The sequence below is a fragment of the Pseudomonas sp. Pseusp11 genome, from assembly GCF_047304405.1.
Taxonomy (GTDB): Bacteria; Pseudomonadota; Gammaproteobacteria; order Pseudomonadales; family Pseudomonadaceae; genus Aquipseudomonas.
The window spans coordinates 1-25,027 of sequence record NZ_JBGLZF010000022.1 but is presented as its reverse complement, the minus strand read 5'-3'; the positions used below and the strand labels follow the sequence as shown (position 1 = coordinate 25,027).

General features: G+C 58.3%; 27 protein-coding genes. 14 read left to right on the top strand and 13 right to left on the bottom strand.

Annotation, left to right across the window (positions count from 1 at the left end; genetic code table 11):
* Positions 1–80 precede the first annotated feature (80 nt).
* Entirely contained in the window at positions 81–251 is a 171-nt protein-coding gene (locus ACCC96_RS18775) for a hypothetical protein (RefSeq protein WP_086945763.1), read from the bottom strand.
* A 28-nt stretch (positions 252–279) separates the two neighbouring features.
* Positions 280–582, bottom strand: coding sequence for a DUF1883 domain-containing protein (locus ACCC96_RS18770; RefSeq protein ID WP_007900033.1), 303 nt, complete (start codon positions 580–582; stop codon positions 280–282).
* A 212-nt stretch (positions 583–794) separates the two neighbouring features.
* Here ACCC96_RS18770 and ACCC96_RS18765 point away from each other — a divergent pair, with 212 nt between their 5' ends.
* Positions 795–1,151, top strand: coding sequence for a hypothetical protein (locus tag ACCC96_RS18765; protein WP_413696580.1), 357 nt, complete (start codon positions 795–797; stop codon positions 1,149–1,151).
* Positions 1,152–1,223: 72 nt separating this feature from the next.
* Complete coding sequence (locus tag ACCC96_RS18760; RefSeq protein ID WP_007935641.1) at positions 1,224–1,454, top strand: hypothetical protein; 231 nt, start codon at positions 1,224–1,226, stop codon at positions 1,452–1,454.
* A 13-nt stretch (positions 1,455–1,467) separates the two neighbouring features.
* Here the strand turns inward: ACCC96_RS18760 and ACCC96_RS18755 are convergent, their stop codons facing one another.
* Positions 1,468–1,749 carry a hypothetical protein gene (locus ACCC96_RS18755; RefSeq protein WP_413696579.1) on the bottom strand — a complete coding sequence of 94 codons (282 nt, stop codon included), beginning with the start codon at positions 1,747–1,749 and terminating at the stop codon, positions 1,468–1,470.
* Between the two features lie 140 nt (positions 1,750–1,889).
* Complete coding sequence (locus ACCC96_RS18750; protein WP_007935646.1) at positions 1,890–2,078, bottom strand: hypothetical protein; 189 nt, start codon at positions 2,076–2,078, stop codon at positions 1,890–1,892.
* Between the two features lie 280 nt (positions 2,079–2,358).
* Between ACCC96_RS18750 and galU the strand changes: the two genes are divergently transcribed.
* Positions 2,359–3,198 (top strand): UTP--glucose-1-phosphate uridylyltransferase GalU, encoded by an 840-nt coding sequence (gene galU / locus ACCC96_RS18745; protein WP_003182953.1) that lies wholly within the window; start codon positions 2,359–2,361, stop codon positions 3,196–3,198.
* A 129-nt stretch (positions 3,199–3,327) separates the two neighbouring features.
* A complete protein-coding gene (gorA, locus tag ACCC96_RS18740; protein ID WP_413696578.1) occupies positions 3,328–4,686 on the top strand; it encodes a glutathione-disulfide reductase in 1,359 nt (452 codons plus the stop codon).
* Here the strand turns inward: gorA and ACCC96_RS18735 are convergent.
* Positions 4,683–5,702, bottom strand: a complete 1,020-nt coding sequence (locus ACCC96_RS18735; protein WP_413696577.1) for a DNA-binding protein — start codon at positions 5,700–5,702, stop codon at positions 4,683–4,685. The genes gorA and ACCC96_RS18735 overlap by 4 nt on opposite strands.
* 178 nt (positions 5,703–5,880) lie before the next feature.
* Here ACCC96_RS18735 and ACCC96_RS18730 point away from each other — a divergent pair, with 178 nt between their 5' ends.
* From ACCC96_RS18730 to ahpF, 3 genes are all read left to right on the top strand, one after another.
* A complete protein-coding gene (locus tag ACCC96_RS18730; protein ID WP_413696576.1) occupies positions 5,881–6,819 on the top strand; it encodes a site-specific integrase in 939 nt (312 codons plus the stop codon).
* 138 nt (positions 6,820–6,957) lie between these two features.
* The gene (gene ahpC / locus ACCC96_RS18725; protein ID WP_007935654.1) at positions 6,958–7,521 is read left to right on the top strand and encodes an alkyl hydroperoxide reductase subunit C; all 564 of its coding nucleotides are present in this window, start codon (positions 6,958–6,960) and stop codon (positions 7,519–7,521) included.
* A gap of 135 nt (positions 7,522–7,656) precedes the next feature.
* Entirely contained in the window at positions 7,657–9,219 is a 1,563-nt protein-coding gene (gene ahpF / locus ACCC96_RS18720) for an alkyl hydroperoxide reductase subunit F (RefSeq protein WP_413696575.1), read from the top strand.
* A 155-nt stretch (positions 9,220–9,374) separates the two neighbouring features.
* Here ahpF and gloA read toward each other — a convergent pair whose 3' ends face one another.
* Positions 9,375–9,896, bottom strand: a complete 522-nt coding sequence (gene gloA, locus ACCC96_RS18715) for a lactoylglutathione lyase (RefSeq protein ID WP_413696574.1) — start codon at positions 9,894–9,896, stop codon at positions 9,375–9,377.
* A 134-nt stretch (positions 9,897–10,030) separates the two neighbouring features.
* On the opposite strand from gloA, the gene ACCC96_RS18710 reads away from it, so the two are divergent.
* Positions 10,031–10,555, top strand: coding sequence for a DUF4946 domain-containing protein (locus ACCC96_RS18710; RefSeq protein WP_413696573.1), 525 nt, complete (start codon positions 10,031–10,033; stop codon positions 10,553–10,555).
* Positions 10,556–10,730: 175 nt separating this feature from the next.
* Here the strand turns inward: ACCC96_RS18710 and ACCC96_RS18705 are convergent, their stop codons facing one another.
* The 3 genes from ACCC96_RS18705 to ACCC96_RS18695 all read right to left on the bottom strand — a co-directional run bounded on the left by ACCC96_RS18705 (position 10,731) and on the right by ACCC96_RS18695 (position 13,841).
* Positions 10,731–11,096 carry a histone-like nucleoid-structuring protein, MvaT/MvaU family gene (locus ACCC96_RS18705; protein ID WP_007935661.1) on the bottom strand — a complete coding sequence of 122 codons (366 nt, stop codon included), beginning with the start codon at positions 11,094–11,096 and terminating at the stop codon, positions 10,731–10,733.
* Between the two features lie 233 nt (positions 11,097–11,329).
* On the bottom strand, positions 11,330–12,865 hold the full coding sequence (locus tag ACCC96_RS18700) for an EAL domain-containing protein (protein ID WP_413696572.1): 1,536 nt from the start codon (positions 12,863–12,865) through the stop codon (positions 11,330–11,332).
* A 103-nt stretch (positions 12,866–12,968) separates the two neighbouring features.
* Positions 12,969–13,841 carry a LysR family transcriptional regulator gene (locus ACCC96_RS18695; protein ID WP_413696571.1) on the bottom strand — a complete coding sequence of 291 codons (873 nt, stop codon included), beginning with the start codon at positions 13,839–13,841 and terminating at the stop codon, positions 12,969–12,971.
* 78 nt (positions 13,842–13,919) lie between these two features.
* On the opposite strand from ACCC96_RS18695, the gene ACCC96_RS18690 reads away from it, so the two are divergent.
* Both ACCC96_RS18690 and hppD read left to right on the top strand, forming a co-directional pair.
* Positions 13,920–14,867: a DMT family transporter gene (locus ACCC96_RS18690; protein ID WP_413696570.1), complete on the top strand. Its 948-nt coding sequence runs from the start codon at positions 13,920–13,922 to the stop codon at positions 14,865–14,867.
* 246 nt (positions 14,868–15,113) lie between these two features.
* Positions 15,114–16,190, top strand: a complete 1,077-nt coding sequence (hppD, locus tag ACCC96_RS18685; protein ID WP_007935668.1) for a 4-hydroxyphenylpyruvate dioxygenase — start codon at positions 15,114–15,116, stop codon at positions 16,188–16,190.
* 155 nt (positions 16,191–16,345) lie between these two features.
* Here the strand turns inward: hppD and rarD are convergent, their stop codons facing one another.
* The 3 genes from rarD to ACCC96_RS18670 form a co-directional block, all read right to left on the bottom strand.
* Positions 16,346–17,227, bottom strand: a complete 882-nt coding sequence (gene rarD, locus ACCC96_RS18680; protein WP_026345864.1) for an EamA family transporter RarD — start codon at positions 17,225–17,227, stop codon at positions 16,346–16,348.
* A gap of 221 nt (positions 17,228–17,448) precedes the next feature.
* Positions 17,449–18,462, bottom strand: coding sequence for an aldo/keto reductase (locus ACCC96_RS18675; RefSeq protein WP_413696569.1), 1,014 nt, complete (start codon positions 18,460–18,462; stop codon positions 17,449–17,451).
* A gap of 69 nt (positions 18,463–18,531) precedes the next feature.
* Positions 18,532–19,431, bottom strand: a complete 900-nt coding sequence (locus ACCC96_RS18670) for a LysR family transcriptional regulator (RefSeq protein ID WP_413696568.1) — start codon at positions 19,429–19,431, stop codon at positions 18,532–18,534.
* A 113-nt stretch (positions 19,432–19,544) separates the two neighbouring features.
* Between ACCC96_RS18670 and ACCC96_RS18665 the strand changes: the two genes are divergently transcribed.
* Both ACCC96_RS18665 and ACCC96_RS18660 read left to right on the top strand, forming a co-directional pair.
* A complete protein-coding gene (locus tag ACCC96_RS18665) occupies positions 19,545–19,919 on the top strand; it encodes a hypothetical protein (protein WP_413696567.1) in 375 nt (124 codons plus the stop codon).
* Between the two features lie 351 nt (positions 19,920–20,270).
* Positions 20,271–20,630 carry a DUF6124 family protein gene (locus ACCC96_RS18660; protein ID WP_028940658.1) on the top strand — a complete coding sequence of 120 codons (360 nt, stop codon included), beginning with the start codon at positions 20,271–20,273 and terminating at the stop codon, positions 20,628–20,630.
* A gap of 273 nt (positions 20,631–20,903) precedes the next feature.
* Here the strand turns inward: ACCC96_RS18660 and ACCC96_RS18655 are convergent, their stop codons facing one another.
* Positions 20,904–22,214 (bottom strand): MFS transporter, encoded by a 1,311-nt coding sequence (locus ACCC96_RS18655; protein ID WP_413696566.1) that lies wholly within the window; start codon positions 22,212–22,214, stop codon positions 20,904–20,906.
* Positions 22,215–22,383: 169 nt separating this feature from the next.
* Between ACCC96_RS18655 and ACCC96_RS18650 the strand changes: the two genes are divergently transcribed.
* Positions 22,384–23,514 carry a sugar diacid recognition domain-containing protein gene (locus ACCC96_RS18650; protein WP_413696565.1) on the top strand — a complete coding sequence of 377 codons (1,131 nt, stop codon included), beginning with the start codon at positions 22,384–22,386 and terminating at the stop codon, positions 23,512–23,514.
* A 266-nt stretch (positions 23,515–23,780) separates the two neighbouring features.
* Positions 23,781–24,923: a glycerate kinase gene (locus ACCC96_RS18645; protein ID WP_413696564.1), complete on the top strand. Its 1,143-nt coding sequence runs from the start codon at positions 23,781–23,783 to the stop codon at positions 24,921–24,923.
* Positions 24,924–25,027: the final 104 nt, after the last annotated feature.

Sequence of the window (25,027 nt, the reverse complement as noted above, 5' to 3'; positions counted from 1 at the left end):
CGGTGCGAGAGCAGGCACTCCGGCGCTTGCGGTCGAATTCGCGAGGGGAGCAGACGTCCATGTTGTCGCTCCAGATCGCGTTACAGCGCTTTGCTGACGCTGATCTCGCTGATGACGTCTTCGCTCTGGCCATGCAGCTTGTCCAGCGCAGCCTTGGCTTCTTCTGCGGTGCCGTTTTCAAGCTGGGCGAATTCGAACCGACGCTCGCCGTTTAGTTTGTATTTGATGACGTATTTGGTCGTCTGGGCCACGGTCATACCTGCCTGTTCTGGTGTGGGTTCAGCTCAGCTTCGAGCTGGAGCGGCGGATGATCTTGATCGAGTGCGTCAGGGTCGGCTTGCGGGTCACGCTGATCGGCCGGCGGTTGACCGTGTCGATGGTGATGTTCCAGAAACCGGTGCTCGGCGCAGTGATCCGGGCCGGGAAGGTGTCGAATGCGCCACCGTGATACGTGTGACGGCCGCCGTTCTTGAAGCTGCGGAAGTTGGCGTCGTTCATCAAGCGGATGTTGCACATTTGGGAGCACTGAATGACGACGATGTCGTCTTCGTTGAGGTGCTCGCGCTGGTGGATAAATTTCATGAGGCGCCTCCAGAAGGGCTTTTTCTACAAAATCAAAACGATAGCATGGGCGATTGGCGCAGTTTATCAGCCCGAACAGGTTATTATCTGGCTGTCGGGGTCCGCTTTGACAATTAAAAACAGTTATTTGGAATTCTATGAGCGATAAAAGCAGGGAGCCTTGGAGAAAAACAGCATCTGTGCTGTCGGAGGGTCTTTATCGGAGGTTTCATATGAAATGGGGTGTTCTGGTCGTACCGTTGGCATTGGCAGTGGGTGGATGTGCGACGGTCTCGGACATCACTGCTTCGCTGCCTACCATGAACGTGATTTCAGGCAAGAAACCCCACGAGTACGCCCAGTGCTTGGTCGAGAAGTTAGCCAGCAGCCGTGGAGCCCTGCAAGTCGAGCCGCAAAAGGATGGCATGCGGGTTATTGTGCCGCAGAAGTTCTCCTCGGGGCCGGCAGCGGTGTTTGACATTGAAGACCGCTCCGGCGGCAGCAGCATCAAACTGCATGAACGCATCTCCAATGTGCCGTTGCGCCCATGGGATGTGCGCAATGCCGCTACGGCGTGCATTTCCGGCTGATAAACTACCCCCGGTCAGCATCGATGCCGTCAAAGTTGCACTTTGACGGCATTGTCATTTCTGGAGTCGAGCATGAAACGAGAGCAGGTGCGGGAGCGCCATGCAGAGGGTCATATCTCTGCCACCCATGTGATTCAGAACCCGGCGAATCCGGGGGAGTGGATCGTATTTTTCAAGAAAAGCGCCGGGCGCAGTTTTTTCCTGGTGGATGACAACGATGAAGTCGAGTCCTTCAGCCGCCTCGACGATTTGATCGAGACCGTACGCGGGCTAGGGATCAAGTTCGCCGAAATCCATATGTAGGGCATTGGGCGCCCTACTTGCAGACCACCACCACACTGCGGTTCTTGTAATTGCCGATATCCGCGCCCAGGGTTTTGTCGCTTTCCTTGGTCGAAGGTGTGCCGTCGGTACCGACAATCCGATAGCCGGTGCCGGCGCAAGAGGCATCGGCTTTTTCATAGCAACTGGCCCAGTCGTTGGCTTCCCCGGAGCAGTCGATGCTCAGGCCTTGCTCGCCATTCTTCAGGTAAGTTGTTTCGGACGTGGCGCAGCCGCTCAGGGCCAGTACCGCAATCAGTGGCAAAAATCTTTTCATGTCGTGGTCATCGTCAGTGATGGGGGCTAAACGCTATGACAGCGGCTGCAACAAAAGGTTATAGCGATTGGCCACTTCGTTGCAGGCATTCACAAAAAAGCCCTGTGCAAAGACAGGGCTGCGGTTGCGCCAAGTTCAGCTCAAGGCTTGTCCTTGCCGCGCCGCTTGGGTGCTGCGGGTTGATCCTGCAACACCGATGCCACTTCAATCGCCAACGCTTCTGTAGGGAACGGCCCGGCAATATTCTCGCCGCCGACGCTGTCTATCCACCACTGGCCGTCTTTTGCCTGATTGATCAGGTACCCGTTGACGCTTTTTGCTGCCGACATCTATCTGCCTCGTTGGCTGGTTCAGGTGCGCAATGATAGCGCCAAATGCCCTCAACGGGTGCCGATGGGTGTAGGGTGGGGCAGATTGTCGCTAGACTGATGGCCGCGCAGATCGTCGATCTCTGCTATCTATAAGAGGTTGAGCAGCTTATCTGCGGAACTATCCAGCAGAATATTTCTCTATGATGGCGTCGGTTAGCCAGTGCGGGGCATTGTAAGGTGCACGCCGCCTGATTAGACTGCGCCGAAACTCGTACACACAGCCCTTTCAAGGACTTATATGATCAAGAAATGCTTGTTCCCAGCAGCCGGTTACGGTACTCGCTTCCTGCCAGCGACTAAAGCCATGCCCAAAGAAATGCTGCCGGTGGTAAACAAGCCACTGATCCAGTACGGCGTCGAAGAAGCACTGGATGCCGGGTTGACCGAAATCTCCATCGTCACCGGCCGCGGCAAACGCGCGCTGGAAGACCACTTCGACATCAGCTACGAGCTGGAAAACCAGATCAAGGGCACTGACAAGGAGAAATACCTGGTCGGCATCCGTAAGCTGCTCGACGAGTGCTCGTTCTCCTACACTCGCCAGACCGAAATGAAAGGCCTGGGCCACGCGATCCTGACTGGTCGTCCGCTGATCGGCGACGAACCTTTCGCCGTGGTACTGGCGGACGACTTGTGCGTCAACCTCGAAGGTGACGGCGTACTGACCCAGATGGTCAAGCTGTACAAGCAGTTCCGCTGCTCGATCGTGGCCATCCAGGAAGTCGATCCTCAAGAAACCAACAAGTACGGCGTGATTGCCGGCGAAATGATTCGCGACGACATCTATCGCGTTCACAGCATGGTTGAGAAGCCAAAACCTGAAGACGCACCGTCGAACCTGGCGATCATCGGCCGTTACATCCTGACCCCGGACATCTTCGACCTGATCGAACAGACCGAGCCAGGCAAGGGCGGCGAAATCCAGATCACCGACGCCCTGATGAAGCAAGCGCAAAACGGCTGCGTCATGGCCTACAAGTTCAAAGGCAAGCGTTTCGACTGCGGTGGCGCCGAAGGTTACATCGACGCGACCAACTTCTGCTTCGAGAACTTCTACAAGACTGGCAAGGCTTACTGATAGCGTTTGACCTGCTTGTACTGAAAAGCCACCTTCGGGTGGCTTTTTCGTTTTTCGGCCCCAAATAGTTTGCAACACTTGCCCAAAGGGCGCCCGCAGGTATGCTGGTGGCCTGCCGAGGAGATAGTAATGGCCTACGATTTTGACCTCTATGTAATTGGTGCCGGTTCCGGCGGTGTGCGGGCTGCGCGGTTTGCGGCCGGTTTTGGTGCGAAAGTTGCCGTGGCCGAGAGCCGCTACCTGGGCGGTACGTGTGTGAACGTCGGCTGTGTGCCGAAAAAGCTGCTGGTCTACGGCGCGCACTTCGCCGAAGACTTCGAGCAGTCGCAAGGTTTTGGCTGGACTCCGGGTGAAGCGACGTTCGACTGGGCGACACTGATCGCCAACAAGGATCGCGAGATCAATCGCCTGAACGGCATTTATCGCAATTTGCTGGTCAACAGTGGTGTGACCTTGCATGAAGGGCACGCGAAAATCGTCGATCCGCATCAGGTCGAGATCAATGGCGAGCGTTACACCGCCAAAAACATCCTGATTGCCACCGGTGGCTGGCCGCAGATTCCGGAGATACTGGGGCACGAGCATGCGATCAGTTCCAACCAGGCATTCTTCCTTAAAGAGCTGCCCAAGCGCGTTCTGGTGGTCGGTGGTGGTTACATTGCGGTGGAGTTTGCCGGGATTTTCCACGGACTGGGCGCTGAGACCACGCTGCTGTATCGCGGTGATCTATTCCTGCGTGGCTTCGACGGCGCAGTGCGCAAACATTTGCAGGAAGAGCTGACCAAGCGCGGCATGGACCTGCAATTCAATGCCGACATCGAGCGTATCGACAAACAGGCCGATGGCAGCCTGAAGGCGACGCTCAAGGATGGTCGTGAGCTGGTGGCGGACTGCGTGTTCTACGCCACCGGTCGGCGTCCGATGCTCGACAACCTGGGGCTGGAAAACACCGGCGTCAAACTCGACAAGAAAGGTTTTGTCGAGGTCGATGAACAGTATCAAACCGCTGAACCGTCAATCCTGGCCTTGGGCGATGTGATTGGTCGGGTACAACTCACGCCGGTTGCGCTGGCCGAAGGCATGGCCGTGGCGCGGCGGTTGTTCAAGCCTGAGCAGTATCGCCCGGTGGATTACAAGATGATCCCGACCGCCGTGTTCAGCTTGCCGAACATCGGTACTGTCGGCCTCACTGAAGAAGAGGCGCGAGAAGCCGGGCACGATGTGGTGATCTTCGAAAGTCGTTTCCGGCCGATGAAGCTGACCCTGACCGAATGCCAGGAGCGCACCTTGATGAAGCTGGTGGTAGATGCGAAGACCGATAAGGTCCTGGGCTGCCACATGGTCGGCCCGGACGCCGGCGAGATCGTGCAAGGGTTGGCAATTGCCCTGAAAGCGGGCGCGACCAAGCGCGACTTCGACGAAACCATCGGCGTGCATCCGACGGCCGCCGAAGAGTTCGTCACCATGCGCACGCCGGTCGCGGGTTAATCGTCCTTCTGCGGTGCTGATGCGTCTGGTCCTGTCGCAACGACAGCGGCCAGGCGCACGCTTTCATCCAGGCTTGCCTGCAACTTGATCAGTTCAACTTCCAGCGCTTTGTTGATGTGCGATTGCTCGTCGATGTTCTGCTTGAGTGACTGGCTTTCCAGCAAGGCGATGCGCAAGCGTTCCTGGAGGAGGGTGCGTTCGCTGTCGATGCGGTTGACCTGTTCCAGTAACTGATCCTGTCGGCTGTTGGTGTGCTTGAGTTGCTCCTGCAACAGGCTCAACTCCCGCAGCGTGCCACGGTTTTCGGTCAGCAGACGCTCGTTGTCGCGATGCAGCTGGGTGATTTCATCCTGGCGTACCAGTGCGCTTTGCTGCGCCTGACGCAATTCCATCTGAATCTGCTGCACCTGACCTTCGTGGCGTCGCTGTTCCTGCTCGCGCTGGTCTTTGACGGCGTTGCGGTAGTGCTCCAGTGCTTCGCGGGCGTGCAGGTGTTTTTCTTCCAGTGAGCGGATCTGCTCGTCCTTGTCCTGCAAGCGCAATTCGAAATCGGCCAGTGCCTGGTTCAGCCCGGCGTTGCGGGTTTGCTCGGTTTGCAGCATCGAGCGAGTGTCGTGCAGTTCCGCCGACTCCTGGGTCAGCGCCAGGCTTTGAATTTCGTATTGCTGCTGCAATTCGGTATTGGCCTCGCGGGCCTCGTGCAGCTGGGTTTCCAGCTCTTTTCGTTGTTGCTCGAACTGCGCGCGTGCCTGGTCGATGGGCTCTTGCGCCTGTTCTTTCAGGCGTTGCGCGAGACGCGCCACCAGTGCTGCCAGCTCATCATCGATAGGTTCGCAAGGTGCTTGCGCGGGTTCGGCGCCGTCATCGAGCTCTTTCAGATAGCGATGGATCGTGGTTTTCGAGCCGGTATTGCCCATTTCGATCCGCACTGCGTCGATGCTTGGGTGTTCGCCCCGGGCGAGGATTGCCGAGCGTGCCGCTTGCACCAGTGCCTTGTTTACGCCGCCACGTGCCATGTGTTCTCCTACGATTTGATACTGTGGTACGTACCACTAATATTCACAATGTACCACGACACAGATAAAGTTAAAAACACGTCATATTTCATGCGGGATATACTGGTATTACCCCGTGTGATGAGCTGTAGACCGGGTTTTCAATCGCCAACGCGGTACGTTTTCGAGCACTGAGCCCATGACCGATCTGGATCGCTACCTGCAAGCCGCCACTCGCGACAACACCCGTCGCAGTTATCGGGCGGCCATCGAGCATTTCGAAGTCAGCTGGGGTGGATTTCTGCCGGCGACCGGCGATAGCGTGGCGCGATACCTGGTTGCGCATGCGGGCGTGCTGTCGATCAACACCTTGAAGTTGCGCCTGTCCGCGTTGGCGCAGTGGCACAACAGCCAGGGTTTCGCCGATCCCACCAAGGCGCCGGTGGTGCGCAAGGTGTTCAAAGGCATTCGCGCATTGCACCCGGCCCAGGAAAAACAGGCTGAGCCGTTGCAGTTGCAGCATCTGGAGCAAGTGGTTGCCTGGCTGGAGCAGGAAGCGCAAACCGCCAGGGCACAGGGCGATCGAGCGGGGTTGCTGAGAGCCAGGCGCGACACCGCGTTGATTCTGCTGGGCTTCTGGCGTGGTTTTCGTAGCGATGAGTTGTGCCGTGTGCAGATTGAGCATGTACAAGCCAGCGCTGGTTCAGGCATTACCCTCTACTTGCCACGCAGCAAGAGCGATCGCGAGAACCTAGGCCAGACCTACCAGACGCCGGCCTTGCAGCGCCTGTGTCCGGTGCAGGCCTATATCGAATGGATGACCGAAGCGGCGCTGGTCCGTGGTCCCGTGTTTCGGGGTATCGACCGCTGGGGCCATTTGAGCGAGGAGGGCTTGCACGCCAATAGCGTGATCCCGTTGTTGCGCCAGGCACTGGAGCGCGCCGGCATTGCGGCTGAGCACTACACCAGTCACTCCTTGCGTCGTGGTTTTGCCACCTGGGCCCATCAGAGCGGTTGGGATTTGAAGTCGTTGATGAATTACGTGGGCTGGAAGGATGTGAAGTCAGCCATGCGCTATGTTGAAGCCAGCCCGTTTCTCGGGATGACCCGAATCGCTGAAAAGCCGTTGGCGCTGTAGATCACGTTTTCTTCTATTAATACGCTCGGCTAATAGCGAAAACAAATCAGCAGCATCAGGTTTGCCAATGAGCCAACCGGCGATCGGGTGGGTAGGATTCACCACATCAACTTCTTAACCCCTGACGGAGAGTCACCGATGCCTATCATCAACAGCCAAGTTAAACCGTTCAAAGCTAACGCCTTCAAAAACGGCGACTTCGTACACGTGTCGGACGCTGACCTGAAAGGCAAGTGGTCGGTCGTTTTCTTCTACCCGGCTGACTTCACTTTTGTTTGCCCGACCGAACTGGAAGACCTGGCTGACAACTACGCCGAGTTCCAAAAACTGGGCGTCGAGATCTACAGCGTTTCCACCGATACCCACTTTGCCCACGCTGCCTGGCACAACACTTCGCCAGCCATCGGCAAAATCCAGTACACCATGATCGGCGACCCGACTCATGTCATCTCCCGCAACTTCGACGTGCTGATCGAAGAAGCTGGCCTGGCTGACCGTGGCACTTTCGTGATCAACCCTGAAGGCCAGATCAAAATCGTTGAACTCAACGATGGCGGTGTAGGCCGTGACGCTTCCGAGCTGCTGCGCAAAATCAAAGCCGCTCAATACGTCGCTGCTCACCCGGGCGAAGTGTGCCCAGCCAAGTGGAAAGAAGGCGAGGCCACTCTGGCTCCGTCCCTGGACCTGGTCGGCAAGATCTAAGTCTGTGACGCGCTTCATCAGGGCGGAACTCCGCACCTACTAAGTAAGCTGCACCGCCCTCAAAAACGCCCGGGCGAGATTCGCTCGGGCGTTTTTTTTCGACTTCTTTTTAACAAATACATGGAAATCGCCCGTATGTTGGACGCCAATCTTAAAGCCCAGTTGAAATCGTACCTGGAACGGGTCACCCAGCCGATCGAGATCGTTGCATCCCTCGACGACGGTGCGAAATCCCAGGAAATGCTCGCGTTACTCAAAGACGTTGCCAGTCTTTCCACCCAGATTACTTTGCTCGACAACGGTAACGATGCGCGTAAACCATCGTTCTCGATCAATCGCCCGGGAGCCGATATCAGCCTGCGTTTCGCCGGCATCCCGATGGGCCACGAATTTACATCCTTGGTGCTGGCTCTGCTGCAAGTCGGCGGCCACCCATCGAAAGCCAGTGCGGAAGTGATCGAACAGATCCGCTCGCTCAAGGGCGAGTTCAACTTCGAGACTTACTTCTCGCTGTCCTGCCAGAACTGCCCGGATGTGGTTCAGGCGCTGAACCTGATGGCCGTGCTGAACCCGAACATCCGCCACGTTGCCATCGACGGCGCGCTGTTTCAGGCCGAAGTTGACGAGCGCCAGATCATGGCCGTGCCAAGCGTTTACCTGAACGGCGTGAACTTCGGCCAGGGCCGCATGGGCCTGGAAGAAATCCTCGCCAAGATCGACACCAGCGGCATCGAGCGTCAGGCCGAGAAGATCAGCGCCAAACAAGCCTTTGACGTGCTGGTCGTCGGCGGTGGCCCGGCCGGTGCTTCAGCGGCAATTTACGCCGCTCGTAAAGGCATTCGCACCGGCGTGGCGGCTGAACGTTTTGGTGGCCAGGTGCTCGACACCATGGCCATCGAGAACTTCATCTCCGTACAGGAAACCGAAGGGCCGAAACTGGCCGTGGCCCTGGAAGAACACGTCAAGCAGTACGACGTGGACATCATGAACCTGCAGCGCGCCGACAAACTGGTGCCGGGCAAAAATGGCGAGCTGCACGAAATCCACTTCGCCAGCGGCGCGTCCTTGAAAGCCAAGACTGTGATCCTCGCCACCGGCGCGCGCTGGCGTGAAATGAACGTTCCGGGTGAGCAGCAATACCGCAACAAGGGCGTGGCGTACTGCCCGCACTGTGACGGTCCGCTGTTCAAAGGCAAGCGTGTGGCGGTGATCGGTGGCGGCAACTCCGGCGTCGAAGCAGCCATCGACCTGGCGGGGATCGTGTCCCACGTAACGCTGCTGGAGTTCGACGTACAACTGCGTGCCGATGCGGTGTTGCAGCGCAAGTTGCACAGCCTGCCGAACGTTACCGTGATCACCAGTGCGCAAACCACTGAAGTGACCGGCGACGGCCAGAAGGTCAACGGCCTGCGCTACAAGGATCGTCAGTCGGACGAGCTGCGTACTGTCGAGCTGGAAGGGATCTTTGTGCAGATCGGTCTGTTGCCTAATACCGATTGGCTCAAAGGTACTATCGAGCTGTCACCGCGCGGCGAGATCATTGTCGATGCCCGTGGTGAAACGTCGATGCCCGGCGTGTTCGCGGCCGGCGACGTGACCACCGTGCCGTACAAGCAGATCGTGATTGCGGTGGGCGAGGGCGCCAAGGCTTCCTTGAGCGCATTCGATCACTTGATCCGAACTTCGGCGCCGGCATAAACACCGCCCCTGAAAACACAAAACCCCATGAGCGAGCATGGGGTTTTTTGTGGGTGGATCAAAAGATCGTCCGAACGCGGCCCGAGCCTGCGGCAGCTCCTACAGAATCGAGCCTGGCTTGGCTTTTGTAGGAGCTGCCGAAGGCTGCGATCTTCTTACAACGGTGCCGGCTGAATGATTTCGACCCAGTAGCCATCCGGGTCCTTGATGAACGCCAGGCTCTTCATGCGACCGTCGTTCAGGCGTTTCTGGAAATCACAGCCCAGCGCTTCAAAACGTTCGCACGCGGCACGAATGTCTGGCACCGAGATGCAGATATGGCCGAAGCCGCGCGGGTCGGTGTTGCCGTTGTGGTAGGCGAAATCCGGGTCGTTCTCGGTGCCGTGGTTGTGGGTCAGTTCGAGAATGCCGGGGATCGATTTCATCCACTCGGTGCGGGCAGCGGCATCGGCCGGGATCTGGTTTTTATCGACCAGCGCCAGGAAGTACAGGCTGAACTCGGCTTCCGGGAAATCACGCTTTTCCACCAGCGAGAAACCCAGGACGCGGGTGTAGAAATCCAGCGACCGCGTGATGTCCTTGACCCGCAGCATGGTGTGGTTGAAGACGAACTTCTGGGTGGCGGTGTCAGGTTGGGCGGTCACACCAGGAAATGTATTGAGTTCGTGCAGGCTCATGGGCCCTCCGGAAATTCCAAGAATGTTCACAATGATACGCAAGGGCCCAGGCATCGCCAAACCAAAACCGCAGGCTTGCCTGCCGGGCGAGTGAAGCTCAGACTTCGCGGCTCAATCCGTGAGTGTTCATTACAATGATCCGACCCTGTCAATTGATGTTCATCCTGATGTGTCTGCTTTCAGGTGTTACCCGTGCTGATGCAGAAGCTCCGGTCGTGACCTGGCCCAATGGATGGACTGTCGAGACCGTTCCGCAAGACGAGGCCAAGCCTCAGGTTTCCCGGCAGCGCGCGGTAAAAAACGACCAGGACGGGACACCGGTAATGGTGATGGAGTTGACCATGACTCAAGTGGAAAGCGGTCATCAGGTGAATCTGGAAGGTGTGTTACTGGAAATGCGCAAGTCCGTGCAGAAGGACTTTTTTCAGGGCGGCTATCAGAGCGTCTGCAACAAAATTCATCCTACTGCCTTGAGCCGGTTATCGGCGCTGGAAACTACCTGCACCATTACCCAGAACGGTCGACATGTGTTGTCTCAAACATTGGTCGCCGCAGTGGACGGCGATAAAGCCTATGTTCTTTCCTACGCGGGGCAGGCTGAGGTTTATAAGGCAAGTCAGGGCGACATAGAGGCAGCTCGAAACAGCTTGAAACTTTAGTTTAAGGTTTCTGCGCCCACGCTTTTGAGCATGGCCCGGATTTTTAGATAGCCAAACGGATTAAGCACAAAGTTAGTAAGTCTATAGCGAGTTGATCGGCGACTATCGTCGCATTTTAGACGGCATCCATGAAAAAGCCCTGCATTGGCAGGGCTTTTTTTATTACCGTGAGCGCTTAGGCACGCAGCCAGGAGTCAACGGTGGCTGCACCGTATTGTTCCTTCCAGGCTTTCAGGCCGCGGTGGTTGCCGCCCTTGGTTTCAATCAGTTCACCGGTGTGCGGGTTCTGATAAACCTTGACCACGCGAGCGCGGCGGGTTTTAGGGGCTGTTGCCTGCTGCAGGCCGGATTTCGCCGGGTGCGGGTCGAGGATGGCGATGATGTCGCGCAGGCTCTTACCGTAGGTTTTCATCAGCCCCTGGAGCTTTTCTTCGAATTCGATTTCTTTCTTGAGCCCGGCATCGTTTTTCAGCGATTCCAACTGCTTGAGCTGTTCTTGAAGGGCCTTTTCAGCTGCACGGAATTCAGCGAGTCTGGACAATATCTTTACTCCAATAGTGTGTTTGGCTGAAACCAACCGCAAACAAAGCTATAAGCCAAGAGCCTTGAAGCGACTCGGTGATAATGGTACGCCTGCCGATTTTGCACAGGTATGAAAAATTGTAGTAGTTAAATGGCCAAGAGTAAATCCTGACTTTTTCTTCATGTAACAAGAGTAGTCTTTTGATTCAATTTGGTGCGCATCATCATGGTCTCGGCGCTTAACGTGACTAGTTAATGATCACTTAATGCACTAATGAATTCTGCTCCGGGCATCGGCCGACCGAACAGATAACCTTGCAGAAAGTTCACGCCATGGGCGGTCAAATAGTCACTTTGCTCCTCGGTTTCCACACCTTCAGCGACGATACCCAGATCGAGTTTGGCCGAGAGTTCGATGATGCTGTCCAGAATGTGCCGGGAGAGGGCGTCAACACCGATCATGGCGACAAAGCTCTGGTCGATTTTCAGGAAGTCCACATTGAACTGACGCAAGTAACCGAGGCTTGAATGGCCGGTGCCAAAGTCGTCGATGGCGATCATCACGCCCAGCGCGCGAAGCTGTTCGAACAACTGCAGGGTAATGGCTGTCGGTTCGACCAGTTCGCGCTCGGTCAACTCCAGCACTAAATGGACACTGCCCGGTGCAAAGGCACTGAGGAATTCACGGCAGTCTTCGACCAGCGCAAGATCCCGGCAATGACTGGCGGTGATGTTGATGCCAATGTGGAATGGCCCCTCGAACGATGCCGACAAGGGCGCCAGCAATGTGGCGGTCTGTTGCATCAGCGAGCGGGTCATCGGCACGATCAGACCGGAATGTTCGGCAAACGGGATGAACAGATCCGGACGCACCAGGCCTTCCCTGGGATGTTTCCAGTGCATCAATACTTCGGTGCCGGACCACAGTTTATTGTCGCCATGCACCACGGGCTGAAAGTAAGGAATGAATTCTGCTGCCTCCAGCGCGCGCTGCATTTCACGGCTGGGCGACATCGAGCGCTTCTGCAGCACATGCCCGATCGAACCTGACACCACGCCGAAGAACATCAACAGACTGAACAGTGGCGGGTATTCACTACGCATGTAACGCCAGGTTTCTCCTTCGGGGAAACCTGCGGCCACCGTAAAGGCATAACGCGAGGACGTCAGCGTACTTTGTGCTACCGGCAAGGCGGGCGGGGCGTCCTCGTGAACTTTGCCGTCGGCAGACAACCAGTTGGGACCGACTTGTAGCAACAGTAATGTCTTGCGGCCGATCAGGCGCAATTCGTTGCTCAGGTGATAACCGTTCAGCGTGGTCAATGCCCCTTTATTTCCTTCGCTGAGCCGGTACACCAACAGCGCGGTATTGGGCGTGACCGGGTTGCCGTTCATGAGCCATAACTGGCCTTTGGTGTAGTCGCCGGGATTGACCTTTTCCTGATATTCACCGAACAACGAACTGCAATAGAGGTTGTCGTCCCACACCAGGTTGGTCGAGCGCACGAAGGGCCGGCGCGTAACTTGTTCGCGCAAGGCCAGTTTGACGTCATTGCAGTTTTTGCCAGCCAGCGGCAGGAGCTCCTGCGCCGCTTGGGCGGTGTTGTCGAGCATCAGTTCGAACTGGCGAATGGATTCTTCGCCAGTCAGTTCAGTACTCTGCTTGAGGGTACGTTCAGCCTGCAGATAGAGAATGGCGACTCCCAGCAACACCGGGAGCAATCCGCTCAAAACAGTCACAGTGATCCGGGTGCCACGCTTGCGGCGACTTTTGACGTTCAGTGGCATTCGCAAATCCATCGCGATAAAAGAGGGCTCTCAAAGGTTGGCAGGTCGACATGCCTCCCAAAAGAGTTCAGCCATGATAGTTGGCTATCGGCCCTTATGCCGCTCAAGCTTTAATCAATCTTGAGGCCAGTTTAATGAAGGCCAGCGTCGCGGGGGATGACTGACGCTGATCGAGCACCGCCAGACCGACTTGGCGGCTGATGGGGGGCGACAGCGGCTTTTTCACGTAGCGGCTGTGGTCGCCATCGGGCAGTGAGCCTTCGGCGACCACGGTCAGGGCGTCGCCACGAGCTACCGTGTCCAGCGTGCTGAGCAACTGCGAGCAGCGATACCGAATGTTCGGCGTCAATCGCGCCGCATTGAACAGGCGCGACACCAGCTCCGAAGACCCGGCCTCGGTCAGCACAAAAGTGTCGTGGCACAAGTCGCTCAAACTCACGCTGTCGCGACCGGCCAGTGCATGATCGGCAGGCAGCAGCGCGACCATCTGGTCTTCGATCAGTGCAATCGTGTCAAAACGTTCCTGGGGTAACACCACGAAACCAATATCGATACGCCGCTCTACCAGCCATTGGAGCACCTGGCGGTCCGGGCCTTCGTCGATGTGAACCTCGATGCCCGGGTGTGCAGCGCGGTAGTGCTGCAAGATCCTCGGCAGCAGCTTGATCGATGAGGTCGGGCCGAACGAGCCTATACGCAGAGTGCCGGTTTTCATCCCGCGTGAATCGGCCGCCTCCTGACGCAAAGTGTTGGCCAACCCGAGCATCGCCCGAGCGCGCAGTAATAGCTGCTGGCCGATATCACTGAGCTCGACCTGGGACTGATGCCGACGCAGCAGTTCGACGCCCAATTCCTGTTCCAGCGACTTGAGTGCGTGGGAGACCGCAGACTGGGAAATCTCCAAACGATGGGCGGCCGCCGTGAAGCCGCGCAGTTCGGCCACCAGCGAGAAAATCTCGAGTTGAGTGAGGGTCATGAGCTTTTACTCATTTTACGATGATCGATCATTAGTCGAATGATACGCCACATGCCCGATTTCTGGCGGTGGAGACTTATGACTGCGTGTGAACAGACCCTTGCGAACTCTTCGGATGTGCCGGTTTATCTGAAACTGGCGGCGGTCACCATGATCTGGGGCGGGACGTTCGTCGCCGGGCGGTTTCTGGCCGACAGCCTCAGTCCGTTATTCGCTGCGAGTCTGCGGTTCCTGCTGGCGAGCGTGGCGTTGCTGTTGTTCCTGCTGCTGGCGCGGGTGCCCTTGGTGCGGCCCAGCCCCAGGCAATGGTTGCAATTGGCGCTGTTGGGATTCTTCGGGATTTTCTTCTACAACCTGTGCTTCTTTTACGGGCTGCATTACATCAACGCGTCTCGGGCATCATTGATCGTGGCGTTGAATCCAGCGGTGATCGGCCTGGCGTCGTGGCTGCTGTTCAAGGAGCGGCTGAGTCGGGCGAAAGTGGTCGGTATCGCGATCTGCATTGCTGGCGCCAGCCTGGTGATCGTCAGCCGCAATCCGCAGTTACTGGCCGGCAACGCCGATGCCTGGATTGGCGACTTGTTGATCTTCGGCTGCGTGCTCGGCTGGGGCATTTATTCGCTGTTCTCCAAAGGCCTGAATCAAACACTGGGCCCGGTGCAGACGGTGACGTACTCGATTTTGCTCGGCACGCTGATGCTCTGGGTGACCAGCGCCGTGCGGGGCGAGCTAAGTGTCGTAGCGCTCACCGGACTCGGCGCGCAACAATGGTTGAGCCTGATGTACCTGGGCGTGCTGGGTTCGGCATTGGCCTACATTGGTTATTACGACGGCATCCGCAAAATCGGCGCGACGCGCTCGGGCGTGTTCATCGCCTTGAACCCTTTGACTGCTGTTCTTCTCGGCGCGTTGTTGTTGGGCGAACAGCTGACACTGGCGATGTGCCTGGGCGGCGGGCTGATCCTGGCGGGGATTTTCCTGTGCAACAAACCGCTTGCGCAGGCCACGAAAAAGGGGATTGTATAAGAAGGCGGACAAACTGATTTACGCTGTGTAGAATCCGGTTACGCATATAAGAATAATCGTCTTCTGGCAGCAGAAGCCTCGCCCGCAAGAGCCTTGGGTCGACAATGAAGATATTTGGGTTCCAATTGATCTACGGTGACTTCCTCGCCCGCAGCGTGAGGGGCATCTCCTGCGCGCCACCCGCCGGTCTCAGCATTGCTAGCAACTAACGATCCGTTAATTCTAAAAGCATGATGAGGCGCCAAAATGGCAGATTTATACGAAAACCCAATGGGCCTGATGGGCTTTGAGTTCATCGAATTCGCATCGCCGACCCCGAACACCCTGGAGCCGATCTTCGAGATCATGGGCTTCACCAAGGTCGCGACCCACCGTTCCAAAGACGTGCACCTGTATCGCCAGGGCTCGATCAACCTGATCCTCAACAACGAACCCCACAGCGTGGCCTCGTACTTCGCGGCCGAGCACGGCCCGTCGGTGTGCGGCATGGCGTTCCGGGTCAAGGATTCGCAAAAGGCCTACAAGCGTGCCCTGGAACTCGGCGCCCAGCCGATCCACATCGAAACCGGTCCGATGGAATTGCACCTGCCGGCGATCAAAGGCATCGGCGGCGCGCCGCTGTACCTGATCGACCGTTTCGGTGAAGGCAGCTCGATCTACGACATCGACTTCGTGTTCATCGAAGGTGTGGACCGCAACCCGGTTGGCGCCGGTCTGAAGATCATCGACCACCTGACCCACAACGTGTATCGCGGTCGCATGGCCTACTGGGCCAACTTCTACGAGAAGCTGTTCAACTTCCGCGAAATCCGTTACTTCGACATCAAAGGCGAATACACCGGCCTGACTTCCAAAGCGATGACCGCGCCGGACGGCATGATCCGCATTCCGCTGAACGAAGAATCGTCCAAGGGCGCCGGGCAGATCGAAGAGTTCCTGATGCAGTTCAACGGCGAGGGCATCCAGCATGTGGCGTTCCTCACCGATAACCTGATCGATACCTGGGACCGCCTGAAGAAAATCGGCATGCGCTTCATGACGCCGCCGCCGGACACCTACTACGAAATGCTCGAAGGCCGTTTGCCGAACCACGGCGAGCCGGTTGATCAACTGCAAGCACGGGGCATCTTGCTGGACGGTTCGTCCGAGCCTGGCGACAAGCGCCTGCTGCTGCAGATTTTCTCGGAAACCCTGATGGGGCCGGTGTTCTTCGAGTTCATCCAGCGTAAAGGCGACGACGGTTTCGGCGAAGGCAACTTCAAGGCGCTGTTCGAATCCATCGAGCGTGACCAGGTTCGTCGCGGTGTGCTCTCTACCGATTAAGCCGTTCCAGTTGTAGAAAAGCCCGGTCGTTGACCGGGCTTTTTTTAGATCAAAAGATCGCAGCCTTCGGCAGCTCCTACATTGACTGTGTTCGCCGCGATATTTGTGGATGAACACTCACCTGTAGGAGCTGCCGAAGGCTGCGATCTTTTGCGTCATGAACGTCGATGACGCATCAAATGCTTGAACCCCTCAAATACCAACACCACCACCGCCAGCCAGATCGGAATGTAAGTCAGCCATTCGCCGGCCTTGATGCTTTCCCCCAACAGTAACGCAACGCCCAGCAACAGCACGGGTTCGACGTAACTCAACAACCCGAACAGGCTGAACGGCAGCAGCCGGCTGGCAATGATGTAGACCACCAGCGCCGAAGCGCTGATCACCCCGAGCAGGGGAATCAACAGCGACAGCCACGGATGTTGATCGAACACGCCAAAACCTTGTTCACCTCCCTGCACGAACCAGAACGCCACCGGCAGCATCAACGCCATGTCCAGCCAGAGCCCGCCAAGGTTGTCCGTGGCCAGGCGTTTGCGCAGGATGAAATAGATCGGATAGCCGATCACCACCAGCAAAGTCGCCCAGGAAAAACCGCCGACTTGATACAACTCGTTGAGCACGCCGAGGCTGGCGAAGAACACGGCTATTTTCTGCAGGTAGGAAAGGCGCTCGCCATAGACGATTCGCCCGGTCAGGACCATGGACAGCGGCAACAGGAAATACCCCAGCGACACGTCAAGGCTATAGCCGTTGAGTGGCGCCCACATGAACAACCAGAGTTGCAGGCCCAGCAGCACTGCCGAGCCGATCAGAGCGATGAGCAACTTCGGTTTGGCGGCCAGCCGCCGAAGAATCTCGACCACGCGTTTCCATTCGCCGGACACCACCATGAACACGGTCATGCATGGCGCGGTCAGCAGCATCCGCCAACCGAAAATCTCCACGCCACTCAAGGGGGAGAGCAGTGAGGTGTAGTAATACATGACGGCAAACAGCATCGAGGCTGTGACCGATAGAGCGATACCTTTAGACAAACTGTCCTCGCGGGTTGAAGGTCAAACGGGGCGCGCAGGATACGTGGTTTTTGTGCTGAATATTGGCCAAGTGATCGATATTTTCAACATCGCTGACCCCTGTAGGAGCTGCCGCAGGCTGCGATTTTTTGATCTTGCCCTTCAAAAATCAAAAGATCGCAGCCTGCGGCAGCTCCTACACGACCGGAATGGACACAAATCGAGCCTGCCCGCGATCAACCTCAAACCGAACGCGGTTTGCGTCCCGGCACAAAATGGCTCACATCATTGAACCCCGGTGTCGACGCATGCCCCGGTGTCACCAGCGAGTCGATAAAGGCTTCATCTTCCGCCGTGATTATCACCGCCAGCGCCTTGGTGTACCCGTCCCATTGTTCTTCGGTGCGCGGGCCGACGATGGCAGAGGTGACGGCGCTGTTGTTCAGCACCCAGGCGATGGCGAACTCGACGATGCCCACGCCACGGTCCCGGGTGTATTGCTGGATCTGCTGGGCAATGCGCAAAGACTCGACCCGCCATTCGGTTTCCAGGATACGTTTGTCCTGGCGACCGGCGCGGCTGTTGGCGTCCGGTGTCACGTCCGGCGCGTACTTGCCGCTGAGCACACCGCGCGCCAGCGGACTGTAAGGCACCACGCCGAGGCCATAGTTTTGCGCGGCGGTGATCTGCTCGGTTTCCGCCTGACGGTTGACGATGTTGTATAGCGGCTGGCTGATCACCGGTCTGTCGACGCCCAGTTGGTCGGCGATGCGGATGACTTCGGCAATACGCCAGCCACGGTAGTTCGACAGGCCCCAGTAGCGGATCTTGCCCTGACGAATCAGATCGCCGATGGCCGAAATCGTGACTTCCAGCGGCGTGTTGTGGTCTTCGCGGTGCAGGTAATAGATGTCCAGATAATCGGTGCCCAAGCGCGTCAGGCTGGCGTCGATGCCATTGAACAAGTGCTTGCGGCTCAAACCGCTGCGGTTCGGCACACCGTCCACCGGACCGTAGCCAACTTTGGTGGCGAGCACCCATTCGTGGCGGTGGCTGGCGATCGCTTCGCCGACGATCTCTTCGGAGCGGCCGTTGGTGTACACGTCCGCGGTGTCGATGAAGTTGATGCCCTGGTCCCAGGCCTTGCCGATGATCCGCAGGGAATCTTCGGTGCTGGTCTGTTCGCCGAACATCATGGTGCCCAATGTGAGGGTCGACACCTGTAAACCCGAATGACCCAGCGTGCGATAGCTCATGACGAAATCCTTTTACCGGTGAGAAAGCTTCAATCAAATACCAAGAACCGCAGCGCGGAGCAATCTGAATTATCGGCGCAATGCCTCACAACGCTCCTGCAAAAACGCTTGCAGCACTTTGACCCGTTCCGACACCTGCACCCGATGCGGGCACAGCAAATTGAACGGCACGCTTTCGCCTTGCCAGTCATCGAACAGCGTTACCAGGCGCCCGGCCAGCACATCGGCGGCGACGTCGAGCCAAGCCTTATAGGCGATGCCATGCCCGGCCAGGGCCCAGCGGCGGGCAACTTCGCCATCGTCGCTGAGGTAGTCGCCGTGCACCTGAACCTCCATCACTTCATCGCCACGGCTGAAACGCCATTGGTTGTAGGGCCGGCCATCGCGCAGGTAGAGCAGGGCGCTGTGTTCGCTCAGTTCCGCCGGGGTTAACGGCACGCCGCACCGGGCCAGATACTCGGGGCTGGCGCAGGCCACGCGGCGATGCCGTGGCAGAATCGGCAGCGCCACCAACGTCGAGTCACTCGGCACACCGAAGCGCAGAGCCACATCGACCGTCTCGCGGAACAGGTCGGCATGGCGATCGTTGAGCAGTAACTGAAATTGAATGTGCGGATGCTTGCGTTTGAAGTCGTCGAGCCACGGCAACAGCACGTTGCGCCCGAAGTCCGATGGCGCGGCCAGTTGCAGCACACCACTCAAGCCTTGGGTTTGTTGCTTGAGCGCCTGCTCACCTTCGGCCAGCGCGGCAAGCGCCAGTCGCACACTTTCCAGATAACGCCGGCCTTCTTCGGTCAGGCGCATGCTTCGCGTGGAGCGGGCCAGCAAGCGAATGCCGAGGCGGGTTTCCAGGCGTTTGAGGGCGATGCTGGCCGCCGCCGGGGTCAGCTCCAGGGCACGAGCAGCGGCGGAAATGCTGCCGGAGTCGGCGGTGCGAACGAAGATCTCCAGATCGAGAATCGAGCTCATTGGTAAAAATCCTTTAAATATCCTTCCTTAATACCGGGATTTTTTCGTGATTGGCAAGCGTGGATACTCTAATCAATGAACTTCTAATCAATGAACAGCCGCAGGAGACGACCATGACGTGGACCTTCGATCATCTGGCATTCAACACCGCCGACGGCCAGACGCTGCAAGACACCTTCCAGGCCGTGCTGGGATTGGCGCCGGGACGCCGCCCGCCGTTCCCGTTCCCCGGACGCTGGTTGTATCAGGATGCGCAGGCGCTGGTGCATGTAATCGAACAGCCGACGTTCGATGAGACGGCGTTGAGCCACATTGCCTTTCGCACCGATGAGGACGCTGCCACGGTGTTGCGACGGGTGCAGGCCAGCGGTTTGCCGTATCAGGTGGCGCAAGTGCCGGAGGACGGGATCTGGCAGATTTTCGTGCAGATGCCGGGTGATTTGGTGATTGAGCTGGATGCCAAGGCAGGAAGTCTGGAGAGCGTTTAACGGCGATGTTTAAAAGACATTTCCAGATACTCACTCAGGCTACATATTCTTGCGCCGCTGCCTACGACTGCGCCAGAATCCGCCGGCTAGTGCGCCTTGAGCCCGGGCTGTATCGTTTTCCCTGTCGCTGAAAAACAGCGATGGGGTTTGGTAGCCCCGGGTGATCGTAAGGTGCTAAGCACCATAATGCGCAGCGTTTGTTCGACTCTGCTTTATGGTGGTCATGCACAGGGCGCTTTCGGGCGCGCCGGTTTTCTTACGTCCCGGTCTACCAACCTGCGCATGGCCGCCACCCCTCGTTTGGTAGCGAAAGTGATGGCCTTCTTTTAAATGACGTAAGAGGTTTCATCTATGTTCAAACCAACGCCGAATCCACCAGAAGCGGACGACGTTTCCCCCTACGAAACCCCCGATTCCAAAAAACTCAACGAAGCCGCCGAGCGCGCCCTCGATCATTACCTCAAACCACCCACCCCCAAAGCCACCAAGCGCAAACCCAGCACCATTTACCATGTGGGTGAGAAAGTCGATAACGAAACCCTGCTGGTCAACGCCTGCGAATCCCTGGCGTCAGCGAGCATGATGCTCACTGAATTCGCCGGATTGATGGACATGCCGCATCGCAACATGATGTTGGGGATTCAATCGGTGGTCATGCTTGGGGAACTGGCCGTCAACCGAGTGCTGGACAACCTCGATCCTCAGAACTGATTGATCCATTGTGGCGAGGGAGCTTGCTCCCGCTCGGCTGCGCAGCAGTCGCAAAACCGGTGTATGCGGTATGCCTGAAAACCTGCAGTTGAAGATTTTGGGGTCGCTACGCAACCCAGCGGGAGCAAGCTCCCTCGCCACAAAAGCATGTGAAGCAAAAAGATCGCAGCCTTCGGCAGCTCCTACAGAATGTGCGTCCGCCCGATAGCTCTCGGGTGTACGCGATTCCAACGTAGGAGCTGGCGAAGCCTGCGATCTTTTGATCTTGCCCTGTTAAACCCGCAACGTCCGTGTCATGCGCAACGCCAGCAAACTGCCGCACACAATGACGCCCGCCAGCAGGTATAACGCCGCATCGGTGGACCCGGTGCTGTCCTTGACCCAACCCACCAGATACGGGCTAAGGAAACCCGCCATCTGCCCCATCGAGTTGATCAACGCCAAACCACCCGCCGCCGCACCGGCGCTGAGCATTGCCGTTGGCACTGGCCAGAACATCGGCAAACCGGTGAGGGCGCCCATGGTGGCGAGGGTCAGGCCGAGAATGGCAATGGCCGGGTTGGTGGCGAAGTTGACCGCGATCAGCAGGCCGACGGCGCCCATCAGCATCGGCACCACCAGGTGAAAGCGACGTTCTTTGCGCAGGTCCGCCGAGCGACCGACCATCAACATGAACACCGCCGCCAGCAAGTACGGAATCGCGCTGAGCCAGCCGATCACCAGGTTATCGCTGAAGCCCAGGTTCTTGATGATCGACGGCAGCCAGAAGTTGATCGCATAGACACCGCTTTGGATGCAGAAATAAATCAGGCCGAACGCCCAGATCGCCGGGTTCTTGAACACCGCGCGCAAGGAGTCGGTGGTGGTTTTCGGTTTGCTGGCCAGGTCTTCTGCGTGGTCGGCTTCAAGCACCGAACGCTCGTACGGGGTCAGCCACTTGGCGTTGGCGTAACTGTCGCTGAGCAGGAAATAGGCGAGGGCGCCGAGGATCACGGTCGGGATGCCTTGCAGCAGGAACATCCACTGCCAGCCGGCTAAACCGGCCTGGCCTGCGCCGAAATGGTTGAGGATCCAGCCGGAAAACGGGCTGCCCAGCAGGCCCGATACCGGGATTGCCGACATGAACAGTGCCATGATGCGGCCGCGGCGGAAGGTCGGGAACCACTGCGAAAGGTAAAGCACCACGCCCGGGAAGAACCCGGCTTCGGCGGCACCGGTGAACAGGCGCAGGGTGTAGAACTCGGTCGGGGTGGTGACGAACAGCAGGCACGTCGAGAGCGTGCCCCAAGTCATCATCATCAACGCGATCCAGCGTCGCGGGCCGAATTTGGTCAGGGCCAGGTTGCTCGGCACGCCGCACAGGACGTAGCCGATGAAGAAAATCCCGGCACCGAGGCCGTACACGGTTTCGCTGAATTTCAGCGCGTCGAGCATCTGCAGTTTGGCAAACCCGACGTTCACCCGGTCGAGGTAGTTGAACAGGTAGCAGATGAAGATGAAGGGGATCAAACGCAGGGTAATGCGTTTGTAGACGGCGTTCTTGTCGTCAGCGTTGGCCAGGGTAGCGGTGGCGCTCTGTGACATGGCGGGCTCTCTCTTTATTATGATTTTTTGCGACGCAAGGGTAACGTTGATCGCCCGGTGAGTCTCGGCCACCCTTTGGGTGGTTGTCTTTGTGCCTGAGCACAGGGTTTGCGACCCTGGCCTGTGCGGGTGAACAACCCGTCCCATCACGTTTTCAAGGATCCCCGCTATGTTCGAACTCGATCACGACCTGGCTCAGGACATCGTCGACCGGGCGATGGCCATCCTGCCGTATAACGTCAATGTCATGGACAGTCAGGGGCTGATTCTTGGCAGCGGCGAGCCGGAGCGCATCAACACCCGTCACGAAGGCGCGCAACTGGTGCTGGCCAACGGGCGCGTGGTGGAGATCGACGCGCAAACGGCGATCCATCTCAAAGGCGTGCAACCGGGCATTAATCTGCCACTGTTGCTCGATCAGCGTTTGATCGGTGTGCTGGGCATTACTGGCGAACCGGAGCAATTGCGCACCTACGCCGAACTGGTGCGCATGACCGCCGAGATGCTGGTGGCCCAGCGCAATCAACAGGCCGAGCAGCAATGGCGGCGCCAGCGTTGCGACGATCTGCTGGCATTGCTGTTGAGCGAAGCGGGGGATTCGCCACGGTTGCTGGACGAAGCGCAGCAACTGGGGCTCAAGCCGCAGCTGACACGGGTGCCGTACCTGTTCGAGTTGGGCATCGAACACGGCCCGAGCCAGACCGTCGAAGCGCTCAGCGCCTGGTTGATGTCGCGCTATCCGGACAGTTGGTGCGTGAGTTCGGCCAAATCTTCATTGCTCTGGTGCCGCCCGGCGACGCCTGCGGTCGAGAACGAGCGATTGCTGGAAAAGCTCGATGGCCTGGGCTGGAACATTTTGCGCATCGCCGTGGGTGGGCAGGCCGACGGCTTGTCGGGGTTGCGTCGCTGCTATCGGCGGGTTGGCGATTTGCTGGCCTACGGGCGCGATGTGTTGCCGCATTCGCGCTTGTTGATCCTGAACCGTTATCGGCTGCCGGTGATGCTCTGGCGGCACCGCGACGACGATGCGCTGGATGAACTGCTGCGGCCATTGCGCAAAGTCATCGCCAAGGATGGCAACGGCCAACTGCTGGCGACCCTGCGCAGTTGGTGCGAACACGACGGCCAGAGCCAGGCTTGCGCCGATGCCCTGGGCATCCACCGCAACAGTTTGCGTTATCGCATGGAGCGGATCGCCGAACTCAGCGGCGTCGACCCGCTGAAACTGGACGGAATGCTCGCGCTCTACCTCGGCGTCCAGCTCCTGCCCCAAACCGAACTGCCGACCACCGTCCCGTAGCAGCTGCCGAGCTAGCGAGGCTGCGTTCGGCGGCGAAGCCGTCGTAAATTCTATCAATACGGTTTACCTGACACACCGCGCCGCATGATTTCACGACGGCTGCGCCGCCGAACGCAGCCTCGCAGGCTCGGCAGCTGCTACGACGAACACTGCGGGCAAGGATTTTGTGAAATTGAACAATAATCCTCACGACCGCTTGTGCAACGGACCGGCGTTATTGTTCAGGCCTGCTGGCAGCATGGACGCATTGGAACTGGAGAATTCGCATGAAAATCGTCATTGCCCCCGATTCGTTCAAGGACAGCCTCAGTGCCCAAGGTGTGGCCGACGCCATCGCGCTGGGGTTGGCGCAGGTCTGGCCAGACGCACAATTGCTCAAGTACCCGATGGCTGATGGTGGCGAAGGCACGGTCGAGTCGATTCTGGCCGCGTGCGCCGGAGAACTGCGCCGCACCCCTGTTCGCGGGCCGTTGGGCGCCACGGTCGATGCTGCTTGGGGCTGGTTGCCGCAGAGTCATACCGCGATCATCGAAATGGCCGAGGCCAGTGGCCTGCAACTGGTGCCGCTTGACCTGCGCGATGCCTGTACCAGCAGCACTTTCGGCACCGGCGAATTGATCCGCGCTGCGCTCGATGCGGGGGCGCAACGAGTGATTCTGGCGATTGGTGGCAGTGCCACGAATGACGGCGGCGCCGGGGCGATGCAGGCCTTGGGGGTGAAGCTGCTGGATGCTCAGGGCCAAACCGTGGCGCCGGGTGGTCTGGCGCTGGCGCAACTGGCCCGTCTCGATCTGAGCGACATTGACCCGCGTCTGGCCGCAGTGCGCTTCGACATCGCCGCCGACGTCAATAATCCGTTGTGCGGCCCGCAGGGTGCGTCAGCGATTTTCGGCCCGCAGAAAGGCGCGTCGCCCGAGCAAGTCCAGCAACTGGACCTCGCTCTCGGGCACTTTGCCGAGCTCTGCGCGCAAGCCCTGGACAAAGACGTGCGCGATGAACCGGGCAGCGGCGCGGCGGGTGGTTTGGGGTTTGCCGCGAAGGCGTTTCTCGGCGCGCAATTCCAGGCCGGTGTGGAAGTGGTCGCCGAACTCGTTGGTCTGGCCGAGGCGGTCAAAGGCGCCGATCTGGTGATCACCGGCGAAGGCCGTTTCGATGCCCAGACATTGCGCGGCAAAACCCCGTTTGGCGTGGCACGCATTGCGCGGCAGCAAGGTGTGCCTGTCATCGTCGTTGCCGGCACTTTGGGCGAGGGGTATCAGGCTCTGTACGAGCATGGCATCGATGCGGCTTTTGCATTGGCGAGCGGGCCGATGACCCTGGAACAGGCCTGCGCCGAGGCCCCGCGATTGCTGCGAGAGCGCGCCAGTGATATCGCGCGGGTTTGGCGGGTAGCCGCCCGCAAGGCCTGACACTGTCTTCAGTAAAAAGAAATCTCTGTGGCGAGGGAGCTTGCTCCCGCTCGGTTGCGCAGCAGCCGTAAATTTTTTGGGGCCGCTACGCAGCCCAGCGGGAG